Origin of the sequence: Croceicoccus mobilis (assembly GCF_001661965.1) — a bacterium.
Lineage (GTDB): Bacteria > Pseudomonadota > Alphaproteobacteria > Sphingomonadales > Sphingomonadaceae > Croceicoccus > Croceicoccus mobilis.
The window spans coordinates 226,806-248,455 of record NZ_LYWZ01000020.1 but is presented as its reverse complement, the minus strand read 5'-3'; the positions used below and the strand labels follow the sequence as shown (position 1 = coordinate 248,455).

Here is a 21,650-nt window from a genome sequence, read left to right as displayed (position 1 = left end):
AAGTGCCAGGCTCAGAAAATTGGTTTACCGGCTTCCAGCTTGACCGGATGTCCATGCGGAGTAGCCAGATAGGCACGACGCCAGCGTTCCGCACAGCTTGTCACCTCGGCGATAGAAGCCACGCCTTTTTCCTGAAGGATGCCGCACAAGCTCTGTATCCAGTGCTCGTAATACGCCCCTGGCTCCTCTTCGTCTGAACCGAGCACCTCGGGACTGCGCAAGCAGCCAAAGCTGGATATCCATTCCGGCCAGTCAAACTTTCCCGATTCCACCAACGCCACCGTCAGCGAAAAGACATAGGCCTGCCAAGGCTCGTCAAAATTCGGCAGATCATTCCTAGCCTCGCCCAACCGGAACGGCGTAGCGGTAGAGTATTCCATCTGTACTTTACCGTTTTGCATCGATGTCATCTCAAATCACCGCGGTATGTAAATGCCAGTCGGTCACCTGTTGAAAGGCGTCTACGGAATTGAGCAACAGGTCCTCGCCGAATGGCCGGCCGATCAACTGTGCCGACAAGGGTGTTCCTTCCGAACTGAACCCTGCAGGGAAGGCAATCGAGGGAAGACCTGCTACGTTCACATAGCCAAGATAGGGTAGGAACTTGCCGTAAGTGCCACTGCCCATCATCGACATGACATCGTTCCAGTTGGGCGTAGGCCTCGGCGCGACGGGCGAAAGGATCAGGTCGAGTTCGCGCATGGTGCGCGCCATCTCGCCCTTGAAGCCCGCTCGGCGAAGTTCGGCGGCGGCCATGTCCAGGGGATCGGCGTTCCGGCCTGCTTCTAGCCCCTTGGCAAAGCCTTCGGTGTAATCCGCCGCCTGTTCAGGATAGATGTCCCGGTGACTATAAGCGACATGCGCCGTCGGTTTGGACTTGCCAAATTCGAAGCGCGAAACATCGGGCATCTTGAACTCGACGATTGTAAATCCGAGTTCGCGCAGGACCTCTTCCACGTGGCTCATCGAGGCAAGCACATCGGGCGTGACATTTGCGGTATTGAACTCCCTGTCGATGCCGATGCGAATATTGCCCGCATCCAGCGGCGCCTCGAGACTGGCAAGGTAATCGGGAACCGGACGGATCGAGGTGATCATGTCACGATCGTCTTCACCCGCGATTACCGACATCATCGCGGCTGCACCCCAGGCATCTCGGGTCAGGGGGCCTACGGCATCGCTCATACGCACAAGTGGAAAAATGCCGGCGGCGCTCACTCGCTCCCACGTCGGCTTGAGCCCGGTAATACCATTCGACATTGCCGGAAGACGGATCGAACCGCCCGTATCGGTTCCGAGGCTGCCGAAACACATTCCAGTTGCAACGGCTACACCCGAACCCGACGACGAGGTACCCGTCCACATGCCATCACGCCATGGGCTCTTGGGTGCCCTGCCATAGATCGGATGGTGCACGGTGGTCGCCGCTTCTGCGAGGTGGTTCTTGCCCACCAGCACCGCGCCGCCCGACTTCAACCGTGCCGCGACCGTCGCATCCGTGTCGGGAACACGATCAAAGAACTGTTTCATGCCGACAGTGGTGCGAATACCACCAGTGTCGATATTGTCCTTGAGGCCAAACGGAATGCCTTGCATCGCGCTCAGCCTGATGCCCTTGGCAAAATTCGCATCAGCCTGCCGCGCCGAAACAAGAGCCACGTCACCGGTCACCGTCAGAAACGCATTATAGTCCGGATTAATTCGCTGGATCCGGGCTAGAATGGCCTCAGTCAGCTCGATGCTGGAAATCTGTCCATCGCCGAGCATCGCGGCTGCCTTGCGCATAGTCCAGTCGACAGGATCAGGAGAATTCGGATCAAGCTTGCGAATGGGACTGGTGATGGGAGCAGCCATCGTCGGTGCTGATGCAATTCCAACCGCAGCGGCTGCGGTCAGCTTGAGAACCCGACGGCGACTTGCCGAAAAATCGGCGGATGGCGCTTTGGCAATGGACAAGACTAAACCCCTCGCATTTGGTTGCAGACAATAGGTAACCCATATGCGGGCGAGGCATTGCAGCCCCGCCCGCGAGGGAAACTCTCCGTCAGAAGGTTTTCTTGAATCCGATCATCACGATCCGACCCAGCGGGCTGGCCATGCTGGCATCGTAGCCGCCACCAGCCAGCGACGAAGGTGCCACGTTGACGAACGGCGGGTCTGCGTCGAACAGGTTCTTGACGTCGAACGACAGGCTGAAATCACGTCCGATTGGGCCCGGGATCAGATCCTCAAGCTCGACACCAAAATGGGCGTCGACAGTCATGAAGTCGCCTACCTTTTCCGACGGCGACACCAGATTGTTGGTGTAGGAGCCGGTGTAGTTCAGATAGGCGCCGACATTGAATGTATCATTGGACCAGCGCGTGAACTGCCGCGCAGTAAAGGCCACAGGATAAAGAATGGTATTCAACTGGTCCGCGACTGGAGCATTGGGTGTTACCATGGTGTCGTAGGTCAGGAGAAAGAGGCCATTAACTCCGATTTGCAGATCGGATCCATCCAACGGGATCATGACATCCGCTGAAAAATCAATGCCGTCGATATCCTTGGTCGACATGTTGATGGACCGCCCGTCGACATAGACCGCTATATCCTCTGGCAGGACGCTTCCCAGGAACGGGAACGAGGCGAACAACTGGTCGAGATACTCATCAGAAGGGTCGCGGACGATTAAGCCGAGACCATCGTAAAGATCAGCCTGGTTCAGCACCTGATAATTCGTACCAATTCCGGTGACAATGTCCTTGTACTTGATGTTGAAGTAATTGACTGAGCCACTGAAACGCACGGTTTCACCGGTCCGGAAATCCGCTCCAAACGAGAAGGTGGTCGCTGTTTCGGGTTCCAGACCAGGACGGCCCCCATTGTTAAGAATCCCGTCGACGATTGCACCGCCTGCTAGCGGATCGACGAACTGCCCCACCTGCAGGCCGCCTGACGCGAGGCCGAAGCGATATTCGGCGCTCTGAATGATTTGCCATAGCTACCATGCAGCGACAGTCCGCTTACCGGCTCCCAGGTCACGCCGATTTTCGGATTCGTAGTGGAGCCGGAGTCGTTGTAGCTGTCGAAGCGACCCGCGATATTGAGATCAAGGCGCTGGAAACCCGGAATCGCATTGCCTGGACCGAAAATCGGCACCAGAAGTTCGGCGTAGCCTGAATCCACCTTGCGGGTATGATCGGCAGCGGTGCTAATAAAATAGGAATCGTTGGTTCCGATCCGCACGAAAATCCGCGAGCGGACATTCAGGTGCTGGTAGCCAGCGGCCAGTCTGACGGTGCCGCCGGGTAGATCGAATAGCGGACCATCAGCGCCGAGGTCGACCACCCACTGCTTGCTGTCGCCGGTGAAATAGCCGCCAACGCTTTGCGCTAGAGAGTCGAGCAAGGCCGGATCGTTGGCACCGCCATAGGGATTGAATGCGGTTGCCGGATCGGAACTCGCCAAAGCTGCGGTGAACGCCGAATTGTAGAGGCCGCGCGTAATGGCCCGCGCATCTTCGCTGTAGCCATAAGTGAAGGCGCCGTTGATGCGCCAGTCAAACGGCAGAACCCAGTCAGCTTCAACGGTCCCCTGATAGAATTCGTTAGAGGCATCAGTGTCATTCGTCGCCATATCGGCAAAGGCATACTGGATTGTCTGTGGTCCAGAGATCGAGGACACGTAATATGCATTCGTATCAGGCACCGTGAACGTCGCAGTCGTCAGACCCGCAGTCATGTATACGCTACGCTTTGCGTAGAACCCTGTCGCCGCGACGGAAAGCGTATCGGTGATGTCCTGGTCGAAGGTCGCCACGACATTGTGCCGCTCCACTTCCGGGATCAAGTCGGCATTGGCATAAATGTCACAGCTGTTGATCGAACCGGCAACAAGATCACCGGCATTGGCCTCGTTAAGGCCACCACTGGGCAGTGCATAGGTGACGCCGCCCGCAACAAGGGTCGGGGGGGAACACTGGCTCCCGCGGTAATCATCACCACCCCGCCCCGACAGATCTGCCGTCGCATAACCGCGGTCCGACGCGTTGAGATCAGTATGATAGGAGTAGTTGTAAACGAGTCCGAACTTGCCGCTGCTCCAATCCGCTCCGAACGAAGCGCCGAGCTGCGTTTCGGAATAATCGTCGGCAAAACCCTGCCGCCCAGTGAGTTCAAGGCCATCATAGTCACGTCTAATTACCAGATTGGCCACACCGGCCATGGCATCCGATCCGTACAGGGCAGACGCGCCATCAGGCACGATCTCCACACGCTCTAGCGCGTTTGCAGGAATGAGAGAGGAATCGTTGATCGAGCCAATGGTGCCCTGCGGCACGACTCGTCGGCCGTCGATCAACATTAGAGTGGCGCCATTGCCTACGCCATGGATGTTGATGCCCTGCGCGAAGGTGAAGTTACCACCACCACCTGCAGCGCGAGAGGATTCGCTGTTCCCGAGATTGATGACCGAAGGCATCGTCTGAATAATGTCACCTGTCGTGACAGCAGGAAGTTCCTCGATGTCAGCGCGATCGAGATCAAGCACGGTCGAGCCCACCGGTGCCGCGCCGCGGATACGGCTGCCCAGAACGACGATGTCTTCCAATGGTGGCTCAAGCGCAGCAGCCTCGGCGACAGGCTGGACCGCAGCCGTGCTCGTGACACTCTTCGCTGCAGACAAAGGCGCTGCTGTCGTGGCAGACACACGCTTCGGCTCCTGCCATTTGAGGATGATGGTGGAGCCAGTGTCTGAACTGATCACCAGACCTGTATTCGCAATGAGCTTTCGCAAGGCCGCGCGGGCATCATAGGCCCCCTTTATCGCCGGTGTTCTAACACCGACGATGCGATCCGCAGGAGCCAGGATCTGGAGACCGCTTTGCTGGGCGAATGCAGGAATTGTCTCGACAGCATTGGCAGGCGGCAAATCGAAAACCCGCGTCTGCGCATTAGCCGCACTTGAAGATACAGCAATTGCTGCGGCGCAACATCCAATTAACGAAGCCTGCTTGATGAATTGTCCCGCCACTATTCTAGCCCCTTAATTTACTCTAGAATTTTTCAATAAAAAATGACCGAATGAATTTTTTTCTTTAGAAAAAAATGTTCTACAAACCTGATCAAGAGTAGATCTTGAATTCAGTAGGAAAAAATTCAAAGCGAACGCACGCTATGCATACAGAAAACGGTCATCTTACTGGGTAGATGCAGCAGACCCTCCCTTCCTCCATACAATTGCAGCAAAAATTTTTCGGCTTCGAGAAAAATTGTATACGAAAGCCTCTTGTGCATGTGCGAGATTTCGTTTTTGCTTAAAGCATGGACGACAGGAGAATTCGCGCCGCCTGGCTGGCGCGAAACATTTTACCCCATGAAGCGTCGGTGCGCCGTTGGCTTGAACGGCGGGTGCCGCCTAATCTCGACGTGGATGACATCATCCACGAGGCCTATGTCGTACTGGGCCGACTAGAGAATGTGGATGAAATCCGCTCTGCACGCAGCTATTTCTATTCAGTCGCGAATTCGGTCATGCTGCAGCAGTTGCGCAGGGCCAAGGCGGTTCCGATCGATCATCTGACCGTCATTGACGAACTCGAGATCGCAAGCACTGACCCTTTGCCCGACAAGAGGGTTCAGGATCGTCAGGAGCTCGATCTCGTCATGGATGCGATCGAACAGCTTTCCCCCAAATGCCGCGAGGTTTTCGTGCTGCGCAAGGTCCATGGCTTTTCTCAAAAGGAGATCGCCGCACGCCTCCAGATCGCCGAAAGCACGGTCGAAAAACATGTGATCAAGGGTATCCGGGAATTGATGCAAATATTCGGGCGTGGAGGAAAAAGCGCCCTCAAGACATCTACCGGGAGCAGGACGAGAAAAGCCGAAGAGCAAGATGAAAGATACATCTCAAGAAATTGATGCCGAAGCTGCCCGTTGGGCGGTCCGGCTCGATTGCGGCCCGCTCGATCCTGACGTCGAACAGGAATTCGAAAGCTGGTTAAGCCAAAGCCCCCGCCATGAAGGCGCGCTGCTCAGGGCCTGCGCAATCGTCGAGGCAACCCGTTTGAGCAGCGATCCCGTTGCGGACAATGACGATGCGCATTTACCTGATGAGCAATTTTACGAATCCGCACCCATTGCCTCTCGGTACTGGAAACGCGCGGTCGGCATGGCATTGGTCGCTTCGGTGCTTATCTGGGCCTTCAGCTTCGGCAATTTCTTTGTGCCTGCGCCGACCGTCTACACAACCGGCAAGGGCGAAATGCGCAGGATCATCCTCGAAGATGGCTCTGCCGTCGATCTCAACACGCAAAGCCGCCTCGAGGTGGCGTATAGCGATTCGGAGCGGTCGATCCGACTGACATCGGGCGAGGCTTTCTTCAAAGTCGCCAAGAACAAGGAGCGACCGTTCATCGTTTCCACCCCGTTTGCAAACGTGCGGGCGGTCGGCACTGCGTTTGCCGTCCGCAATACGGGGGCGGACAAGTTTCATGTCGTGGTCGAGGAAGGTGTGGTCGAGCTTGCGAACGATCAAAGCACGTTCGCGCCATTTCAGCTGCGTGAAAACATGCGGGTCGAAGCAGAAGAGGGCGGTCGCCTCCTACAGGTCAGCCATTTTAATCCGAGCCTGATCAACAATGATCTGGCTTGGCGTGAAGGCAAGATCGCATTTACCGGCACGCCGCTCCGCGAGGCCGTGGCGGAATTCTCCCGCTATACCAACACCCCCATTATTCTTGACGGCGCTGAAATCGGCGACCGCAAGATTGCGGGCTATTTCGCGCTCGATGACCCTGAAGCATTCACCAATTCAGTGGCCAGCATTCTGGACCTCCAGGTGAACCGAGAGGGCAGAACCATCCACATCACCGATGGACAGGCCGCCCCCTAGGCCGGGCCTCTGTCCCATCACCACAAGCGGAGCTCTATTTCCGATGCCCCATCCAGATGACAAGTCCCGGCCCGCCGGCCTCAGTATCGATCGCAGAGGCTTCGTAGCGGCAGGTGCCGGCGCTGGGGCAGGTGCCCTCGCCACCTCACCGGTCAAGGCGCAGACGAGCAGGCATAGTCACGACGATCACAATCATGCGCATGACCACTCTCACGTTCCCTCGGACGCGGCTCTAACCGCGATGGCGCTGGAAAGTGTACTGATTGGCAAGGGCATCATCGATCCTGCGGCGCTGGCCGCATTGGTCGAGCATTATGGCCGTGATGTGGGCCCCCATATTGGCGCGAAAGTCGTGGCGCGCGCTTGGACCGATCCAGAATTCTGCGCCGAATTGCTTGAAAACGGAACGGACGCTCTCTGGTCGATGGGGATTGGCGGCGTGCTGACTTCAATGATCAAGATCGTAGCCAATTCGCCAACGGACCACCATCTGGTAGTGTGTACGTTGTGCTCCTGCTATCCGTGGCCGGTCCTCGGCCTGCCGCCGAGCTGGTACAAATCGCCTGAGTATAGGTCGCGCGTCGCCGTCGACCCGCGCGGTGTACTCAAGGAATTCGGTATCGAACTGTCAGACGACGTGAAAGTGCACGTCTGGGACAGCATCGCCGACCAGCGCTACATGGTCCTGCCCGAACGTCCCGCAGGAACCGAAGGCTGGAGCATAGAGCAACTCGAAACGATCGTGACGCGAAACGCGATGATCGGAACGGAGATCCTTGCCCCGCAATCGGGGACAGCGCCGGAGGTCCAGGCATGAATGTTCAGGACGTGGCAGGCCTTCGGATCGGCTCGACGCTGCCCAATGTGCCCGACGATCGGGAAATCGAACCCTGGGAACTGCACATGCATTGCATGGAGCCGCTCATATGGGGCTATTCATCTAAGAGCAAAAAGGATTTCATCACACCGATCGACATCCGCAAGAAGCTGGAGGAGATGACGCCTGCCATTGCGTTTTCCGAGGGTTATTGGGCCAAGCACCTAATCGTCATCCTTGAGACCATGTATGCCGCGGGCATACTGACCCCACGAGAGATCGAAGCAGCCTTATACGTCAAACCGGAGCGGATAGCCGCTCAGTCACGGGCTGTTCCAGCAGCTGTGACAGCAGAAGAAGCGATCCGGTCCGTTAAGACCCGCTGGCCTCGGCCGGAGGAAGCGGCACCTGCTCGACACAAAGTGGGCGATGTGGTCACCGTCATCGCGATGAACCCGGTCGGACATACGCGCTGTCCCGGCTATGTTAGAGGGAAAACCGGAACCATCACAGACGACCTTGGCCCCCATCACCTACCCGACGCACGACCGTTGTCAGAGCGCGGGCGCGTCCAGCATGCGTATACTGTAAGTTTCGATGGTGTAGAGTTGTGGGGCGTCGATGGACATCGCAACGATTTTTTCGAGGTAGACCTGTTAGACGACTATCTGACCTGTAAGGGCTAGGGACCATCGACGGTTTGCAAGCTCAAGAGCGGATATAACTGCCTGAAGCTGCTAGCTAGTGCGCGCCAATGTCGCCTTTTTGCCGATTTGGCAATCATCCGCGCATAACCGAAACCACGTGCATCACTGCCAACCAGCACTGTGCGCACCAATCGCAGCTGTTGGCACTCAATGGACAGCTGCCCCATACCTGCATCAGGGTTGGCACTTAAAGTGCTTCAAGAACAGCAAGGTCGCTAAAGCCGGAAAGCAAGGCACTTTGCGGCGAACAGTTTCCTTACGATAGCTTTCAAATAATCAGAGATAGCATAAGTGCGCAAACCGAGTGGGGTCCCAACGGGGTTCCAGCAGCAGACAATTGCGTGCTATCGACTGCAACAGGCCGCAACGACTAGCAAAGGCTCAAAGCTTGGCATGCGGCGATCCATGCGACGAATACCGTCGGTTTGGGTAAAGATGCTTAGAGCCAAAGACCATTTTGTAATCAGGGGGCCACGGGGTCGAATCCTATAGTCGGCACCATTTATCCCGACATGCAGCTTGCAGCGCTTTGGCCCTGCGCCTCCAGAAGGCGGATCGTTCTGCCCGGATCGGCAGGTCACCGCTCAAAACATAAAAGCACCTTCATCGCGGCGGACCAAAGTGCAATAGCCTTGTCGTGCGGTGCCATGTCAATGTCGCCGCAAATCACACGACGCTGTTTCGAGAGGACTTTTATGCGCCCCGCCCTGACCTCCAGCCTGCTCGCGCTGACCTGCACGATCTCCCTTGCCGCCTGCTCCGGCTCGCCTGAGGAAGCCGATGCCACCGACACCGCAGAAGCGGCTGCCGACACCGGCACGGAAACCGTGGAAGTCGCCGATGCGGCCGCAGAGGCTGAAGCGACTGAAGCGACTGAAGAGGCCATCGTCGAGGAAGCCGCGGAAGAACCCGAGCCGGCACCCGAACCGGAACCCGCGCCCAAGCCGGTGGCAAAGGCCGAACCGGCACCCGAGCCCAAGCCCGAACCGGTAAAGGTGGCCGCCGCCGTCGCGTCCTCGCCGCCGCAGATCTACAAGAGCCGCTGCGCGGTATGCCACACCTGGGAAAAGGGCGGCGCGAACAAGCTCGGCCCCAATCTCCATGGCGTCTATGGCACCAAGGCGGGCGAGCATCCGGCCGATTTCAACTTCTCCAGCGCGCTCAAGGAATCGGGCATCACCTGGGACGAGGCCACCCTCGACAGCTGGCTTGAGAACCCGCGCAAGATGGTGCCGGGCAACCGCATGAGCTTCCCCGGCCTGAAGAACCCCGAACAGCGGCAGGAAATCATCGAGTTCCTCAAGAACAACAAGTGACGGGAGGCGCCGGCATCCCGCAGTGCGGGGTGCCGGACGTTATCCGATCAAAAAAGGGGCGCGTGCCATCGGGCCGCGCCCCTTTTGCGTTTCTGCATCCCCTCAACGCGCCCGATAGATCAGCGGTTCGGCATTGGTGAAATTGGGAATATCGGCCAGCACGGCAGGCGTGGCGGGATCGCCAAGAGCGGCATCGATCCCCTCTGCCCCGGAAAAGTCCAGCACGACCATCGCGGCATAGGGTTGAGCGCTATCGGCCGGGAAATGGATCTCGGCCCCCGTCAGCCCGTGCGGCCCCCAAGTCTGCTTGACGAGATCGGTATGCGCGCCGGCATAATAACTCTCGTCGAACTGCGTATCGGCCTTGCGCGGATAGGCCACGATCAATGCAGGCATCCTGTTTCTCCTTGTTCTGATTATCGTTTCGTCAAATCCGGCGCGATTGTCCGGGGCGTCGCGGGTTCGAGGGCGCGACCGGCAGCGTGCCAGCCCTCCACCCCTTCGGCCAGCCAGTGCACATCCTCCACCCCTTCGCGGGCGAGCCGGCGCGCCGCGTTCCATCCCATCCAGCAATCGGTGCGGCAAAACAGCACGACCGGCAGATCGGGGCGTTCCATCCGCGCCTTCGCGATCTCATCCCTCAGCCCGCGCCACAGCAGCGGATCGGGCGGAGCGCGGCCGGTTTCGGGATGCCATAGCGATCCGGGGATGGTGCTGTGCGGCGATGCCACGCGCCAGATGCCCGTTTCAGGATCGCGCACCCCGCTTTCCACCGGCAGGACATCGATGAAAAGCGCGTCACGCCCCGGCTGCACCATCAGCGCCGCCGATAGCGGCATCTGCCGCGCAGGGTCCGGGCTGCGGTCGATCGGCGCGCGAAAGCGGCGGGTGCGATAGCCCTCAGCGTTGAAATCGGCAGAGATAGCCTGACCGGCATCAGCCGTTTTCGTAGGGGATGGCATGGCGCGTTCCATGGTGCAGCCGACCATTGCGGGACCTGCCAGCACCAGAGCAATGCAAGGGGCAAGCATGGATTGGCCGACGCGCCTTGCTGCCACCTGGCTTCTCCCCTTTTGCCCACCCCAGATCTGGGCCTATGGTCCAATATGACCGCGTGCATCGCTGACTTACATTCTTCTTTGGTATGAAGAAATCGATGATCTGCTGCCTTGCATCCGTGCTGGTCTGGTCCGGCGCGGCATGGGCCGGAGAATATCCGGCAGACCCGCTCGATTCACCGATGTGGGATTATCGCGCAAACGAGATACTGGGCGACGCCGAGGTCGTGTTCGACGACGCGGTGCAGGTGATCGTGCCGCAACTGGCAGAAAACCAGCACGTCTTTCCCGTAACGGTCGACGCCAGCGCACTTCCCGATGTGAAACGGATCGTGATCTTTGCCGATCTCAATCCCATTCCGGTCGCCATCGACTATCGCCCGATAAATGCGCGCGCCTTTGTCGCCACGCGCATAAAGCTCGACCAGCGCACGCCGGTGCGCGCGGCGGTGCAGACCGGTGATGGCCGCTGGCATGTATCGGGCGTCTGGGTCGATGCGGCAGGCGGCGGCTGCTCGGCACCGCCGGTCAGCCGTGTAAAGGGTGACTGGGCGCAGCATCTGGGCGAAATGCGCGGTGCGGCATGGCCCGACCATGACGACACCCGCATCCGCGTCAGCTTTCGCCATCCGATGGACACGGGCCTCGTCGAGAACATCTCGGCCTATAACATCGACACCCTTTCGGTCACCGCGGCCGACGGCACGAAGCTGGCCGAGATGTCAGTGTTCGGCGCAGTGGCAGAGGACCCTGTCTTCACCATGATCGTCAAGGACGCGGGCGAGGCCCCGATCGCAGTCAGCGCGCGCGACACGGCCGGGCTGGAGTTCGACGGATCGGTTTCGCGGCGCGCAGGCGTCGACCTGTTGGCGCAGGCACGGTGACGCGGCGGTGACGATTTCCCGGCGCGCCCTGTTGGCGGCTGCGGCCAGCTTGCCTGTGGCGGTTGCCGGTCACGGGCTTGCCGCCACGGCGCTGGCCCAGCAATTCGCGACTGGCTATCACCCGCGCGCCGAAAGCATCGCGGACGGTATCTGGATGGTGCGCGGCGCCGATGAAGCGATCGCCATGACCAATGGCGGCGCGATCGCCAACAGCGCCTTTATCGCAACCGATGAAGGGACGATCCTGTTCGATCCCGGTCCCTCACGCGAATATGCGCTGGCACTCACGGCATTGGCGGAAGAGGTGACCGGCAAGCCGGTCACGCGTGTCTATGTCAGCCATCTGCATCCCGATCACGCATTGGGCGCGGCCGGTTTTGCGCCCGAACTCCTCCACGCCCTGCCCGAAACACGCCGGGAACTGGTGGATGAAGGCGAAGGCTTTGCCGATGGCATGTACCGGATCCTTGCCGACTGGATGAAGGGCACGGCGCTCGTCCTGCCCAATGGCGATGTAAAGCCGGGAGACGTCACCTATGGCGGGCGCAAGCTGCGCCTGCTGGCGCTGCAGGGTCACAGCGGCGGCGATCTGGCATTGCTCGATCACGCGACAGGCACGCTGATCGCGGGCGATCTCGTCTTTAACAACCGCGCCCCCGCAACGCCCCACGCCGATATCGCCGCATGGCAGAAATCGCTGACCGAACTGGCTGCGGTGCCGCATAACATCCTGCTGCCCGGCCACGGCCCGCTGGATACTGGCGGGCTAAATACTGGCGGGCTGGATACTGGCGGGCTGGATACTGGCGGGCAGGATGCCATCGCGCAGACGGCGGATTGGCTCGGCTGGCTGGATGGGGCGCTGCATGATGCGGTGGCACAAGGGCTCGACATGGCCGAGGCGGGCAATATCGCCATCCCCGGCCGCTTCGCAGGCGTAAAGCTCGCCCGCTATGAGCTGCAGCGCAGCGTCTCGCACTTCTACCCGGCGCTGGAGGCGGAGCTGCTGCCCCGCCTGTAAGCTGGCTCAGGCCATCTGCTTCAGCACCGCGTCCTTCATCACGAAATGATGATAAAGCGCCGCCGCGACATGGCCGATCACCAACGCCAGCATCACCCAGCCCAGCAATTCATGCGCTTCATGGCTGATCCCATAGATGGGATCACTTTTCGTCACGTCGAATTTCGGGATGGAGAACAGCCCGAACCAGGTAAGCGGATAGGTCCCCGCCGATGTCATGACCCAGCCCGAAAGCGGCATGATGAACATCAGCAGATACAGCACGAATTGCACGATCTTCGACGCGACGCGCTGAAACGCGGTGACGCTGGCAGGCAATGGCGGGTGGCTGGTGGAAAAGCGCCAGATCACCCGCACGATGGAGAGGACGAGAACCGTGATGCCGATCGCCTTGTGCGTCGGCATCAGGCTCACGATGTCCTCAAGCGGATCGTGCAGCAATCCACCCGCGATATTGCCAATGATAAGGATCGCGATGATCCAGTGAAGCATGCGGGCAACGGAATTGTATTTCACCACGTCCACAACGTGACCATTCGCAATCGATGCCATCAACTACCTTCCCGTCAAAAGCCCCATTTGACGCCCGCCCAGATCGTGCGCGGCACGCCAAGGTCGATGGAGCCCGCCGAGTTCCTGGTGACGATGGTCTCGTCGAACAGGTTCTCGCCGCGAACGATCACCGACAGCTGACGGTATAGACGCACACTGGCGAACGCGTCCACGGTCGTTGCCGATGGCAGCACATAGGTTTCGAGATCGTCCTCGTATTGCTTGCCGACATGGCGCAATGTCGCGGCAAGCCGGGTTCCGGCGGCAGGCTGGTAGGCCAGCGTCGCGCTTGCCGTCAGCTTGGGCGTCTGGGCGGGGCGCAGGCCATCCAGAACGGCGGCATCGCCCTTCCCGTCGACCTTCGCATCGGTATAGGCGACCGAGGCCAGAAGGCTGATCGGCCCTGCACCGATATTCGCGTCGAACTCGACCCCCTGCGCGTCGATCGCGGGCAGATTCTGCCGCTGGCGCAGGTTCTCGCCGATGGTGACATTGGCGATGGCATCCTCGATCCGGTTGTCGAACGCGGTCAGTGACAGCTTCACGCCCGGCAGCGGGGTCAGGTCGACGCCTGCCTCGTAACCGAAGATCTCTTCGTTCTTCAGCCCGGCATTGGCCTGCGTGACGACCGGGAAGACGACGAAGGGTCGATAAAGCTCGTTCAGCGTGGGGAGGCGAATGCCGCGATAGACCGCGCCGCGCACGGCCAGCGCCTCGCTGACGTTAAAGACCGCACCGCCGCGCCATGTGACGGTCCAGTCGCTGCGGTCATCATATTGCGTACTGGTGTCGATCGTCCCGTCGGGATTGCGCGCGGTGTAATAGCCGCCGGTGATCGCGGTGCGATCTGCGCGCACGCCGCCTGTCAGCACCAGCGCGCCCAGCGTGTAATCATCCTCCGCGAAGAAGCCTAGGTCCTCGTTCCTGCCGCCAGCCTTGCGCCGCGCGGTGATGAGGCCGGAAAAGGCGCTGATCGCATTTTCGTTCATCGTGCCCGACGCGCTGCGATAATCGACGCCAAGCCGTAGCTGGTGCCCTGCCATTTCGGGCGGACGCAATTCGAACTTGCCGCCGACGCCCGTGCTGGGGGTGTTGTACTGGTCGAGCACCGGGGTGAACCGGCTGGAGGAAATCACCACGTTCGAGAAATTGCGCGCCTGCACATAGGCGATGGCATCGAACGACCAGTCGCCGCGCTTCACAAGGCGGAGCGAGGCATCCTGCCCCTCGGTCGTGCTGTCGGCCCCGTCGAAGCGGAGCGTACGGTCGTCGCGCCAGACCAGCACCTTGGCCTGCAGCTCCATGTCGCTCGAGATCGGGGCGACCCCGCGAACCCCCGCCGACCAGCTGTCATAGGCTGCGCGCGCGCTTGCATCGACGCGCTGGTCCTTGGGCGTGGTGTAGAAACCCTTGCCCCGGTCCCAGCGGCCCGAAACCTCGACAAAGCCGGAACCAAGCTTCGGTGCGATGGTCGCCGCCGTCTCGGTCTCTCCACGCTCATTCACCAGCGCGCGGGCCGACACCAGGCCCAATGTCTCGGCATCGGCGCTTTCCAGTTCGATCGTGCCGGTAAGCGCGCCCGCGCCAAACGGGCCCGAACCGCCGCCACGGGTGACGGTGACATTGCCCAGCCGTTCGGGCGCGAGCGCCGACAGGGGCACATAGCCGAAGAACGGATCGCTCATCGGCACGCCATCCAGCAGCACCAGCGCGCGGCTGGTCGCATTGCCGCCCAGCGAACGCAAAGTCACGCCCTGCGCGCTGGGGTTGGATGAACGGCTGTCCGAACGCCTGTATTGCTGAAACCCGGCCACATTGGAGAGAACATCCTCGATCCGGCCGGAGGAAGAGGAGATGATCTGCTCACGATCGATCTCCATCGTGGCATAGGCGGGCGCGGCGATGCTGGCCTCAAGTCCCTTGCCGGTGACGATGATGGGCGTCTCGCCTCCTTCATCCTCGTCCTTGCCTGCGCTCGCCTCCGCATCGCTCGTCTGCCCGAATGCCGCTGCTGGTGTCAGTGCTGCGATAAGGGCGACGGCTGCGACCGTCGGGATGCGCGCTTGCGCGTGCTTCCTCAAGATGTCCTCCTGTTATTCGTTCGGCCTGGCGCGCCTGTGGGGGATCCGGAACCGCGAGACGGAAAGGCCGGCGGCGCCGATTTGGATCGCCGCCGGCCAAAGCCTGCCGGTATGGTGTTTTTGTCGAACCGGCAAGCTTCCGGGAAGGAGAGCGCGGATAACGCTCCTGTGACCGGGCCGGCATCGCCAGATCATTGGCCGGCCCGGATCATGGGCTGTTCCTCGATCAGAAGAACAGGATACCGCCAAGGGCGATCGCGTCGCTTTCGGCTTCATTGCCGTTATGCGCCTCGGCCTTGGAGTGGACATATTCGCCGATCAGCGTGACCCACGGGGTCAGGCCATAGCGAAGCTGGCCGACATAGCTGGAGTTCGTCTCGACCAGGTTGGGCAATGCCGCGGCATCATCCGCATCGGTATGGTCGAGCGAGCTTTCGCCATAGCTGCCGCCCACCGACAGCTTGCCGAAGGTGGCCAGCGCCTGGACGTAGAAGCCATCGCTCTCACGCGGCTTGCCATCGGCGTCGGTGTCGAACAGGCCCAGCACCGTGGTGCCCAGACCCTTGGCCGTGTACCAGTAGCCGGTGACGGCCACGGGCCCTGCAGTGACCTTGGCGCCAAGGTCGAGGCCCTTGCCGGTGTAGTCCATGCCGGTCAGCGTATCGTGCTTCTGCGTGATGCCGCCTGCCCACAGATGGGTGGCAACGCCGCCGAAATCGCCGTCATAGGTCAGCTTGCCCTGGAAACCGGGGCTGGAATTGGCCTGCGCCGGGCCCGTCAGCGAGGACAGCGGCTGGAACACGCCGACCGATGCCTGGAAACCGCTGAAATTCGGAGTGGTATAGGTGATCTGCGGCTGGAAATCGGTGTAGATATAGCCCACGCCGATCCGGCCCAGCGTCGTATTGCCCGGTGCGACATTGCCGCCCGGTGTGCCGCTGGAAAGAAGGGTGATGTCGTTAAGGATCGCGTCAGAGCCAAACAGGCCGATGTCGCGCCCGATCTTGATCGTGCCGAGCGATGGCTTGCCGAAGGTCATGTAGGTCTGGCGGAAATCGATGCCCGAGGTGGCAAGCGCGGTCGGCTGCCCGCCATTGTTCGCGCCCAGCGCACCCCATGCGGTCGAGTTGATGCCCGGATACATACCGAAGAAGGCGCCCACGTCCCATCCCTCCTGCTGGGTCGTCACCGACACCGTCAGGAAACCGGGCAGAAGGCCGTTGCGGATGGCGCTGGAATTATTGTCGCCGACATTGGCGACGCCGCCTACCACGCTGGTGGTGGCACTGGGCGTGTCGGCATTGTCATGCACGTAGAAACCGTTGACGGAGCCTGCGAACTTGATCGTTGCGGGGCCAACCTCCAGCCCGATTCCGCTATCGGTCATCTTGACCATGCGGCTGGAATCGAGCGCGTTCTCGGCGCTTTGCATCGGCGTCGGGGTCGCTGCCTGCATGCTGGCCATAGCCTCGGCATCGGCCGCCTCGTCGGCGCGATAATCCGCCAGCAGCTCTGTATATTCCTCGTCGGTCAGAATGCCTTTTTCGTGCAGTCTTTTGAGCAGGTTTTCGCCCGGGCTTGCGTGTGCCGGCGCGATGGCGAGTGCGAGTGCACCCAATGCGGCCGAACCGGACAGAATCATCCTGGAGACCTTCATCCTTCCCCTCCTTATGTATTTGACGCCGTCTTGTGCGGCGAAGGGAAAGATGCAGCGGGCCTGTTGGTGGCGATATTGGACTTTGGGTCCTTAGACCTTAGGCCAATGCCCCAAACCGACCAAAATCAGGGCGCGAGGACTACGCCCCACGGCCCATTTCCGGCCGCAATAGTTCGCATGACCTTACGGCTGGCCAGATCGACCACGGCGACATCGTCGCTGGTGCCATTGGCGACCAGCGCGGTCTTGCCATCGGGCGTGATGGCAAGGTGCCATGGCCGCCCACCCGTCGCGACATAATCCAGCACTTCGCGGCTCGCGACATCGACGATGGCGATCATGTCGGCGCGGCCCAGGGCGATCACCGCCGTCTTGCCATCAGGGGTAAAGCGAATGCCGCAAGGCAGCACACGATAGGATGCCACGCCCGATGGCGCAAAGCTGATCGTGTCGGTGATCTCCTGCGTCGCGGTATCCATCACCTGCACGGTGCCGCCCATCTCGGCCGCCACCCAGACCTCCTTGCCCGAGGGCACGAATTCGACATGGCGCGGGCGGGCGTCGGTCTCGACTTCCTTCACGACCTCCCGGCTGGCGGTGTCGATCCACGCGACGGTATGGTCTTCCTCGCTGGTGACCAGCAGCCATTTGCCATCGGGGCTTTCGGTGACGCCTTCCGGCTCCTCACCCACGGCGACCTGCCACGCGACGCGGCGTTCCCGCCAGTCGACGGCGGTGACGGCGGCATTATCCTCGTTCGCGACGAACAGCAGGCGCCCGTCGCGGCCCATGAAGAATTGTTCGGGATCATTGCCCGACGGCAGGGTCGCCACCAGCTCGCCCGTCAGCCGGTCGCGCATTTCGACTGTGTTGTCGAGGCTGGCGCAGATGAGCAGATATTTGCCGTCAGGGGTCAGCGTTATGCCGCGCGGGCGATTACCCACCTCCCACGATGCAAGCTGCTCACCCGAGAGATAGTCGATCACGGTGATGGTCGAGGATCGCTCATCCGAGACATAAGCGATGCCCGGACCCGACAGGTCCTGCGCGGATGCTGCTCCGGGCAGTCCGGCAAGGGCGAACGACAGCGCGGCGCATGCGACCAGCGCGCGGGTTTTCAGGCATCTCTTCTCCATGGGACAAAGGTCTAACCTGCCGGACCCGCACCGTTAAATAGGACCTTGGTCTCGTACCATAGTCCTATGGTTGCCGCCCCGCCCGATCCCCTATTCCAAAGACAGCTCGGGTTCGCCGCCAGCAAGAGTGGGCCCGTGGTCGCAGAGGATGACTATTATGAAAATCACGTTCCGTCGCGCGTGCCTCATGGGCGCCGCTGCCTCTCTCACTTTCGCCGCCGCCAGCCAGCTGAATGCGCATGGCGACGTGACGCCGCAGGCTGTCGACACCTCGGCCCTGCCCGACATCGAAGGCGGCAACGACAACTGGGTCATGGAAAACCCCTATTCGGGGAACGAGAAAGCGATCGAGATCGGCGCCTCGGCCTATAACCAGAACTGTGCGCGCTGCCATGGCCTCGAAGGCATCTCGGGCGGCATCGCACCGGACCTGCGCTACCTTGAACTCGGCCCCTCGGGCGATGAATGGTTCATCGAGCGCTTCAAGAACGGCTCCAGCCACGACGGCAAGGTCTACATGCCCCCGTTCGAGGAATCGCTGGGCCAGAAGGCAGGCTGGACGATCCGCAGCTGGCTCGAAACCAAGTACACGGACGAGTAGTCGCGATGCGCCCGTCGCGTCGCGCATTCCTTGGCGGAATTTCGGCGGCTGCCGGTGCGCTGGCCTTGCCAGCGCTCGGCAATGCCGCCCCATTGGCGAGAGTGAAAGAGCTCGGCGTGCTGCGCGTCGGGCTCTATCAGAAGAACCGCCCATGGTCATGGGAAGAGGACGGGCAGGTGATGGGGATCGATGCCGACATCGCCCGCGCCTGCGCTGACGCGCTGGGCGTGAAAACCGATCTCGCCCTGTTCCCCGCTGACGAAGAAGTATCCGACGATCTGCGCAATGTCGTGTGGCGCGGTGGCCTCTTGGGCTTTCGCCGCTGCGACGTCATGATGCATGTCCCCTTCGACCGGCAGTTCGCCGCGCAAGAGACGGAAGTCGTCATACTTGCCCCTTATTACCGGGAAAGCTTTACCGCGGCCTGCGCCAATGACGCGGCAACGGATTGCGAGGGCGTGCCGACGCAATTTCGCGGCAAAAGGCTGGCGGCCGAAATCGACTCTATCCCCGATTTCTATCTCGTCGGCAGTTTCGGCGGCATATTGCGTCCCGATGTCGGCCATTACACCACCGGCTATGAAGCGGTGAGCGCATTGGGCGAGGGCAAGGCGGACATCGCCGTTGCCACCCGAGCGCAGGTGGAATCGGCGATGGCCGGGAACAAGGCCAACGGCGGCGCGGATATCGTGCCGCGACAGGGCCCCCTGCCCGCCATGCTCTCTCCGGGATGGGACATCGGCATCGCCGTGCGCGAAGATAGCAGATCGCTGGGCTTCCGGCTGGAAGACCTGATCCACGGCATGGCCGAAAGCGGCCAGCTCAAGGACATCTTTGCACGTCACGGGGTGGAGTGGCGTAACGCACTTGCGTTGCAACCGAACACCTAGTGACGCGCCGGGGGCGCCAAGCTGCGACCGGCGCCCCCGTTAGTTTCCATATGATACCGCGAAGAGCCGCGCGCCTGATGGTGCCGCGGCTTTTTCGTGCTGCAAATCTGCCGGTGTTACCTGCCCTTCTTGGTCCAAGGTGCAATTGTCCGCCCTCACCCAAGGTCTAGGCTGACCCGCGACGACCGGGGGCAGATGGGCGATGGACGCTTCAATCCTGCACCTCGGCGCGAAGAACCACTCAGGAGGGATACCGATGAAGCGGCGTTTCACTCATATCATGGCCGCGCTGGCAGCAGCCGGCAGCGCGCTGGCCGTACCGGCCATGGCCGAAGGGCCGACCACGGCAGACATCATGAACGACGCCAACACGCCCGGCGATGTCATCAGCTATGGCATGGGGCCCTGGCAGCAGCGCTTTTCGACGCTCGACAAGCTGAACAGCACCAATGTCTCGAAACTCGTCCCTGCCTTCGCCGCCTCGCTCGGCGGTGAAAAGCAGCGTGGGCAGGAATCGCAGCCGATCGTCTATGATGGCACGATATACGTCACCGGCTCCTATTCGCGCGTGTTCGCATTCGATGCGAAGACCGGCGAGAAGAAGTGGGAATATAACGCCCGCCTCCCCGATGGCATCATGCCCTGCTGCGACGTGGTCAACCGCGGCGCCGCCATCCATGGCGACAAGATCATCTTCGCCACGCTCGACGCGCGCCTGATCGCGCTCAACCGTGAAAACGGCAAGGTCATCTGGAACAAGAAGATCGGCGACTACCAGGCCGGCTATTCGGCCACGGCCGCCCCGATCATCGTCAAGGACATGGTCATCACCGGCAATTCGGGCGGTGAATTCGGCATCGTCGGCGCTGTCGAGGCACGCAATGTCGATACCGGCGAACTGGTCTGGCACCGTCCCACGATCGAGGGCCACATGGGCACCCTGAACGGTCAGGACAACGGCATCACCGGCAAGACCAATGCCACCTGGGAAGGTGACCTCTGGAAGACCGGCGGCGGCGCGACCTGGCTGGGCGGCACCTATGACCCTGGCACGAATCTCGTCTATTTCGGCACCGGCAACCCCGCTCCGTGGAACAGCCATTTGCGCCCGGGCGACAACCTCTACACCTCCTCGACGCTGGCCATCGATGCCGACACCGGCAAGATCAAGTGGCACTACCAGACCACCCCGCATGACGGCTGGGACTTCGACGGCGTGAACGAATTCATCCCGTTCGACGCGAAGATGGGCGGCAAGAACATGAAGCTGGGCGCCAAGGCGGACCGTAACGGCTTCTTCTATGTGCTGGACCGCACCAACGGTAAGCTGATGGGCGCGCACAAGTTCGTCATGCAGACGACCTGGGCCGACAGCATAGACCTGAAGACCGGCCGCCCGAACTTCACCGAAGGCGGTCGCCCCGGTGCCCCGAGCGGTGCGGAAAAGGGTGAAGTGGTGTTCTCCTCGCCGTCCTTCCTTGGCGGCAAGAATTGGATGCCCATGGCATATAGTCAGGACACCGAGCTGTTCTATATCCCGTCGAACGACTGGGGCATGGACATCTGGAACGAGCCCATCGCCTACAAGAAGGGCGCGGCCTATCTGGGTGCGGGCTTCACCATCAAGCCGATCGCAGAAGACCACATCGGCGCCCTGCGCGCCATGGATCCCAAGACCGGCAAGATCGTGTGGGAATACAAGAACCCTGCCCCGCTGTGGGGCGGTGTCCTCGCCACCCGCGGCAATCTCGTCTTCACCGGCACGCCCGAAGGCTATCTGAAGGCCTTCGACGCCAAGACCGGGCAGGAGCTGTGGAAGTTCCAGACCGGTTCGGGCGTGGTCGGCTCGCCCGTCACCTGGGAACAGGATGGCGAGCAATATGTGGCCGTCATGTCCGGCTGGGGCGGCGCGGTTCCGCTCTGGGGCGGTGAAGTTGCCAAGACGTTCAAGGAAATCAGCCAGGGCGGCATGCTCTGGGTGTTCAAGCTGAACAACTGATCTCTCCCGGTGCAGGGCGCGTCCGATAAAGGACGAAGGTGACGCGCCCTGCACTCAC

Annotated in this window: 20 protein-coding genes; 10 read left to right on the top strand and 10 right to left on the bottom strand. The window is 60.9% G+C overall.

All coding sequences use genetic code 11. The features are described 5' to 3' along the window. Positions 1-11: 11 nt before the first annotated feature. The 4 genes from A9D13_RS06375 to A9D13_RS21250 all read right to left on the bottom strand — a co-directional run bounded on the left by A9D13_RS06375 (position 12) and on the right by A9D13_RS21250 (position 5,013). On the bottom strand, positions 12-401 hold the full coding sequence (locus A9D13_RS06375; RefSeq protein ID WP_216635492.1) for a nitrile hydratase accessory protein: 390 nt from the start codon (positions 399-401) through the stop codon (positions 12-14). A 10-nt stretch (positions 402-411) separates the two neighbouring features. Next, positions 412-1,956, bottom strand: a complete 1,545-nt coding sequence (locus A9D13_RS06370; protein ID WP_156521939.1) for an amidase — start codon at positions 1,954-1,956, stop codon at positions 412-414. A gap of 88 nt (positions 1,957-2,044) precedes the next feature. Further along, positions 2,045-2,923, bottom strand: a complete 879-nt coding sequence (locus A9D13_RS21255; protein ID WP_066771642.1) for a TonB-dependent receptor domain-containing protein — start codon at positions 2,921-2,923, stop codon at positions 2,045-2,047. Beyond that, positions 2,899-5,013, bottom strand: coding sequence for a TonB-dependent receptor (locus A9D13_RS21250; RefSeq protein ID WP_172808115.1), 2,115 nt, complete (start codon positions 5,011-5,013; stop codon positions 2,899-2,901). The genes A9D13_RS21255 and A9D13_RS21250 overlap by 25 nt, the downstream gene beginning before the upstream one ends. Positions 5,014-5,303: 290 nt before the next feature. On the opposite strand from A9D13_RS21250, the gene A9D13_RS06355 reads away from it, so the two are divergent. From A9D13_RS06355 to A9D13_RS20950, 5 genes are all read left to right on the top strand, one after another. After that, positions 5,304-5,900, top strand: a complete 597-nt coding sequence (locus A9D13_RS06355; protein ID WP_066771638.1) for an RNA polymerase sigma factor — start codon at positions 5,304-5,306, stop codon at positions 5,898-5,900. Next, entirely contained in the window at positions 5,812-6,873 is a 1,062-nt protein-coding gene (locus A9D13_RS06350; RefSeq protein ID WP_156521938.1) for a FecR family protein, read from the top strand. Before A9D13_RS06355 ends, A9D13_RS06350 begins: the two co-directional genes overlap by 89 nt. Beyond that, complete coding sequence (gene nthA / locus A9D13_RS06345) at positions 6,854-7,690, top strand: nitrile hydratase subunit alpha (RefSeq protein WP_308420383.1); 837 nt, start codon at positions 6,854-6,856, stop codon at positions 7,688-7,690. Before A9D13_RS06350 ends, nthA begins: the two co-directional genes overlap by 20 nt. Further along, positions 7,687-8,376, top strand: a complete 690-nt coding sequence (locus tag A9D13_RS06340) for an SH3-like domain-containing protein (protein ID WP_066771628.1) — start codon at positions 7,687-7,689, stop codon at positions 8,374-8,376. Before nthA ends, A9D13_RS06340 begins: the two co-directional genes overlap by 4 nt. A gap of 716 nt (positions 8,377-9,092) precedes the next feature. Then, on the top strand, positions 9,093-9,713 hold the full coding sequence (locus tag A9D13_RS20950; protein ID WP_082922170.1) for a c-type cytochrome: 621 nt from the start codon (positions 9,093-9,095) through the stop codon (positions 9,711-9,713). 102 nt (positions 9,714-9,815) lie between these two features. Here the strand turns inward: A9D13_RS20950 and A9D13_RS06330 are convergent, their stop codons facing one another. Further along, the gene (locus A9D13_RS06330) at positions 9,816-10,109 is read right to left on the bottom strand and encodes an EthD family reductase (protein ID WP_066771627.1); all 294 of its coding nucleotides are present in this window, start codon (positions 10,107-10,109) and stop codon (positions 9,816-9,818) included. A 20-nt stretch (positions 10,110-10,129) separates the two neighbouring features. Continuing rightward, positions 10,130-10,771, bottom strand: coding sequence for a rhodanese-like domain-containing protein (locus tag A9D13_RS06325; protein WP_229665399.1), 642 nt, complete (start codon positions 10,769-10,771; stop codon positions 10,130-10,132). A gap of 98 nt (positions 10,772-10,869) precedes the next feature. Between A9D13_RS06325 and A9D13_RS06320 the strand changes: the two genes are divergently transcribed. Both A9D13_RS06320 and A9D13_RS06315 read left to right on the top strand, forming a co-directional pair. Next, positions 10,870-11,655 carry a quinoprotein dehydrogenase-associated SoxYZ-like carrier gene (locus A9D13_RS06320; RefSeq protein WP_229665397.1) on the top strand — a complete coding sequence of 262 codons (786 nt, stop codon included), beginning with the start codon at positions 10,870-10,872 and terminating at the stop codon, positions 11,653-11,655. 7 nt (positions 11,656-11,662) lie between these two features. Continuing rightward, positions 11,663-12,676, top strand: coding sequence for a quinoprotein relay system zinc metallohydrolase 1 (locus A9D13_RS06315; protein WP_066771623.1), 1,014 nt, complete (start codon positions 11,663-11,665; stop codon positions 12,674-12,676). Between the two features lie 6 nt (positions 12,677-12,682). Here A9D13_RS06315 and A9D13_RS06310 read toward each other — a convergent pair whose 3' ends face one another. The 4 genes from A9D13_RS06310 to A9D13_RS06295 all read right to left on the bottom strand — a co-directional run bounded on the left by A9D13_RS06310 (position 12,683) and on the right by A9D13_RS06295 (position 18,102). Continuing rightward, the gene (locus A9D13_RS06310; RefSeq protein WP_229665395.1) at positions 12,683-13,228 is read right to left on the bottom strand and encodes a cytochrome b; all 546 of its coding nucleotides are present in this window, start codon (positions 13,226-13,228) and stop codon (positions 12,683-12,685) included. 14 nt (positions 13,229-13,242) lie between these two features. Continuing rightward, positions 13,243-15,309 carry a TonB-dependent receptor plug domain-containing protein gene (locus A9D13_RS06305; RefSeq protein WP_082922168.1) on the bottom strand — a complete coding sequence of 689 codons (2,067 nt, stop codon included), beginning with the start codon at positions 15,307-15,309 and terminating at the stop codon, positions 13,243-13,245. A 226-nt stretch (positions 15,310-15,535) separates the two neighbouring features. After that, complete coding sequence (locus tag A9D13_RS06300; RefSeq protein ID WP_066771617.1) at positions 15,536-16,966, bottom strand: hypothetical protein; 1,431 nt, start codon at positions 16,964-16,966, stop codon at positions 15,536-15,538. Positions 16,967-17,091: 125 nt separating this feature from the next. Further along, positions 17,092-18,102, bottom strand: coding sequence for a PQQ-dependent catabolism-associated beta-propeller protein (locus tag A9D13_RS06295; RefSeq protein WP_066771614.1), 1,011 nt, complete (start codon positions 18,100-18,102; stop codon positions 17,092-17,094). 157 nt (positions 18,103-18,259) lie between these two features. On the opposite strand from A9D13_RS06295, the gene pedF reads away from it, so the two are divergent. The 3 genes from pedF to A9D13_RS06280 all read left to right on the top strand — a co-directional run bounded on the left by pedF (position 18,260) and on the right by A9D13_RS06280 (position 21,592). After that, on the top strand, positions 18,260-18,703 hold the full coding sequence (pedF, locus tag A9D13_RS06290) for a cytochrome c-550 PedF (protein WP_082922167.1): 444 nt from the start codon (positions 18,260-18,262) through the stop codon (positions 18,701-18,703). Between the two features lie 5 nt (positions 18,704-18,708). Beyond that, complete coding sequence (locus tag A9D13_RS06285) at positions 18,709-19,593, top strand: substrate-binding periplasmic protein (protein ID WP_066771601.1); 885 nt, start codon at positions 18,709-18,711, stop codon at positions 19,591-19,593. Positions 19,594-19,873: 280 nt separating this feature from the next. Then, positions 19,874-21,592, top strand: coding sequence for a methanol/ethanol family PQQ-dependent dehydrogenase (locus A9D13_RS06280; protein WP_280521081.1), 1,719 nt, complete (start codon positions 19,874-19,876; stop codon positions 21,590-21,592). Positions 21,593-21,650 lie beyond the last annotated feature (58 nt).

Excerpts from the sequence above, each read along its gene's own strand:
- A9D13_RS06375 (WP_216635492.1), bottom strand. The coding sequence starts at position 401 with ATGCAAAACGGTAAAGTACAGATGGAATACTCTACCGCTACGCCGTTC.
- A9D13_RS06355 (WP_066771638.1), top strand. The coding sequence starts at position 5,304 with ATGGACGACAGGAGAATTCGCGCCGCCTGGCTGGCGCGAAACATTTTA.
- nthA (WP_308420383.1), top strand. The coding sequence starts at position 6,854 with ATGGACAGGCCGCCCCCTAGGCCGGGCCTCTGTCCCATCACCACAAGC.
- A9D13_RS06340 (WP_066771628.1), top strand. The coding sequence starts at position 7,687 with ATGAATGTTCAGGACGTGGCAGGCCTTCGGATCGGCTCGACGCTGCCC.
- A9D13_RS20950 (WP_082922170.1), top strand. The coding sequence starts at position 9,093 with ATGCGCCCCGCCCTGACCTCCAGCCTGCTCGCGCTGACCTGCACGATC.
- A9D13_RS06330 (WP_066771627.1), bottom strand. The coding sequence starts at position 10,109 with ATGCCTGCATTGATCGTGGCCTATCCGCGCAAGGCCGATACGCAGTTC.
- A9D13_RS06320 (WP_229665397.1), top strand. The coding sequence starts at position 10,870 with ATGATCTGCTGCCTTGCATCCGTGCTGGTCTGGTCCGGCGCGGCATGG.
- A9D13_RS06310 (WP_229665395.1), bottom strand. The coding sequence starts at position 13,228 with ATGGCATCGATTGCGAATGGTCACGTTGTGGACGTGGTGAAATACAAT.
- A9D13_RS06300 (WP_066771617.1), bottom strand. The coding sequence starts at position 16,966 with ATGAAGGTCTCCAGGATGATTCTGTCCGGTTCGGCCGCATTGGGTGCA.
- A9D13_RS06295 (WP_066771614.1), bottom strand. The coding sequence starts at position 18,102 with ATGGAGAAGAGATGCCTGAAAACCCGCGCGCTGGTCGCATGCGCCGCG.
- pedF (WP_082922167.1), top strand. The coding sequence starts at position 18,260 with ATGAAAATCACGTTCCGTCGCGCGTGCCTCATGGGCGCCGCTGCCTCT.
- A9D13_RS06285 (WP_066771601.1), top strand. The coding sequence starts at position 18,709 with ATGCGCCCGTCGCGTCGCGCATTCCTTGGCGGAATTTCGGCGGCTGCC.
- A9D13_RS06280 (WP_280521081.1), top strand. The coding sequence starts at position 19,874 with ATGGCCGCGCTGGCAGCAGCCGGCAGCGCGCTGGCCGTACCGGCCATG.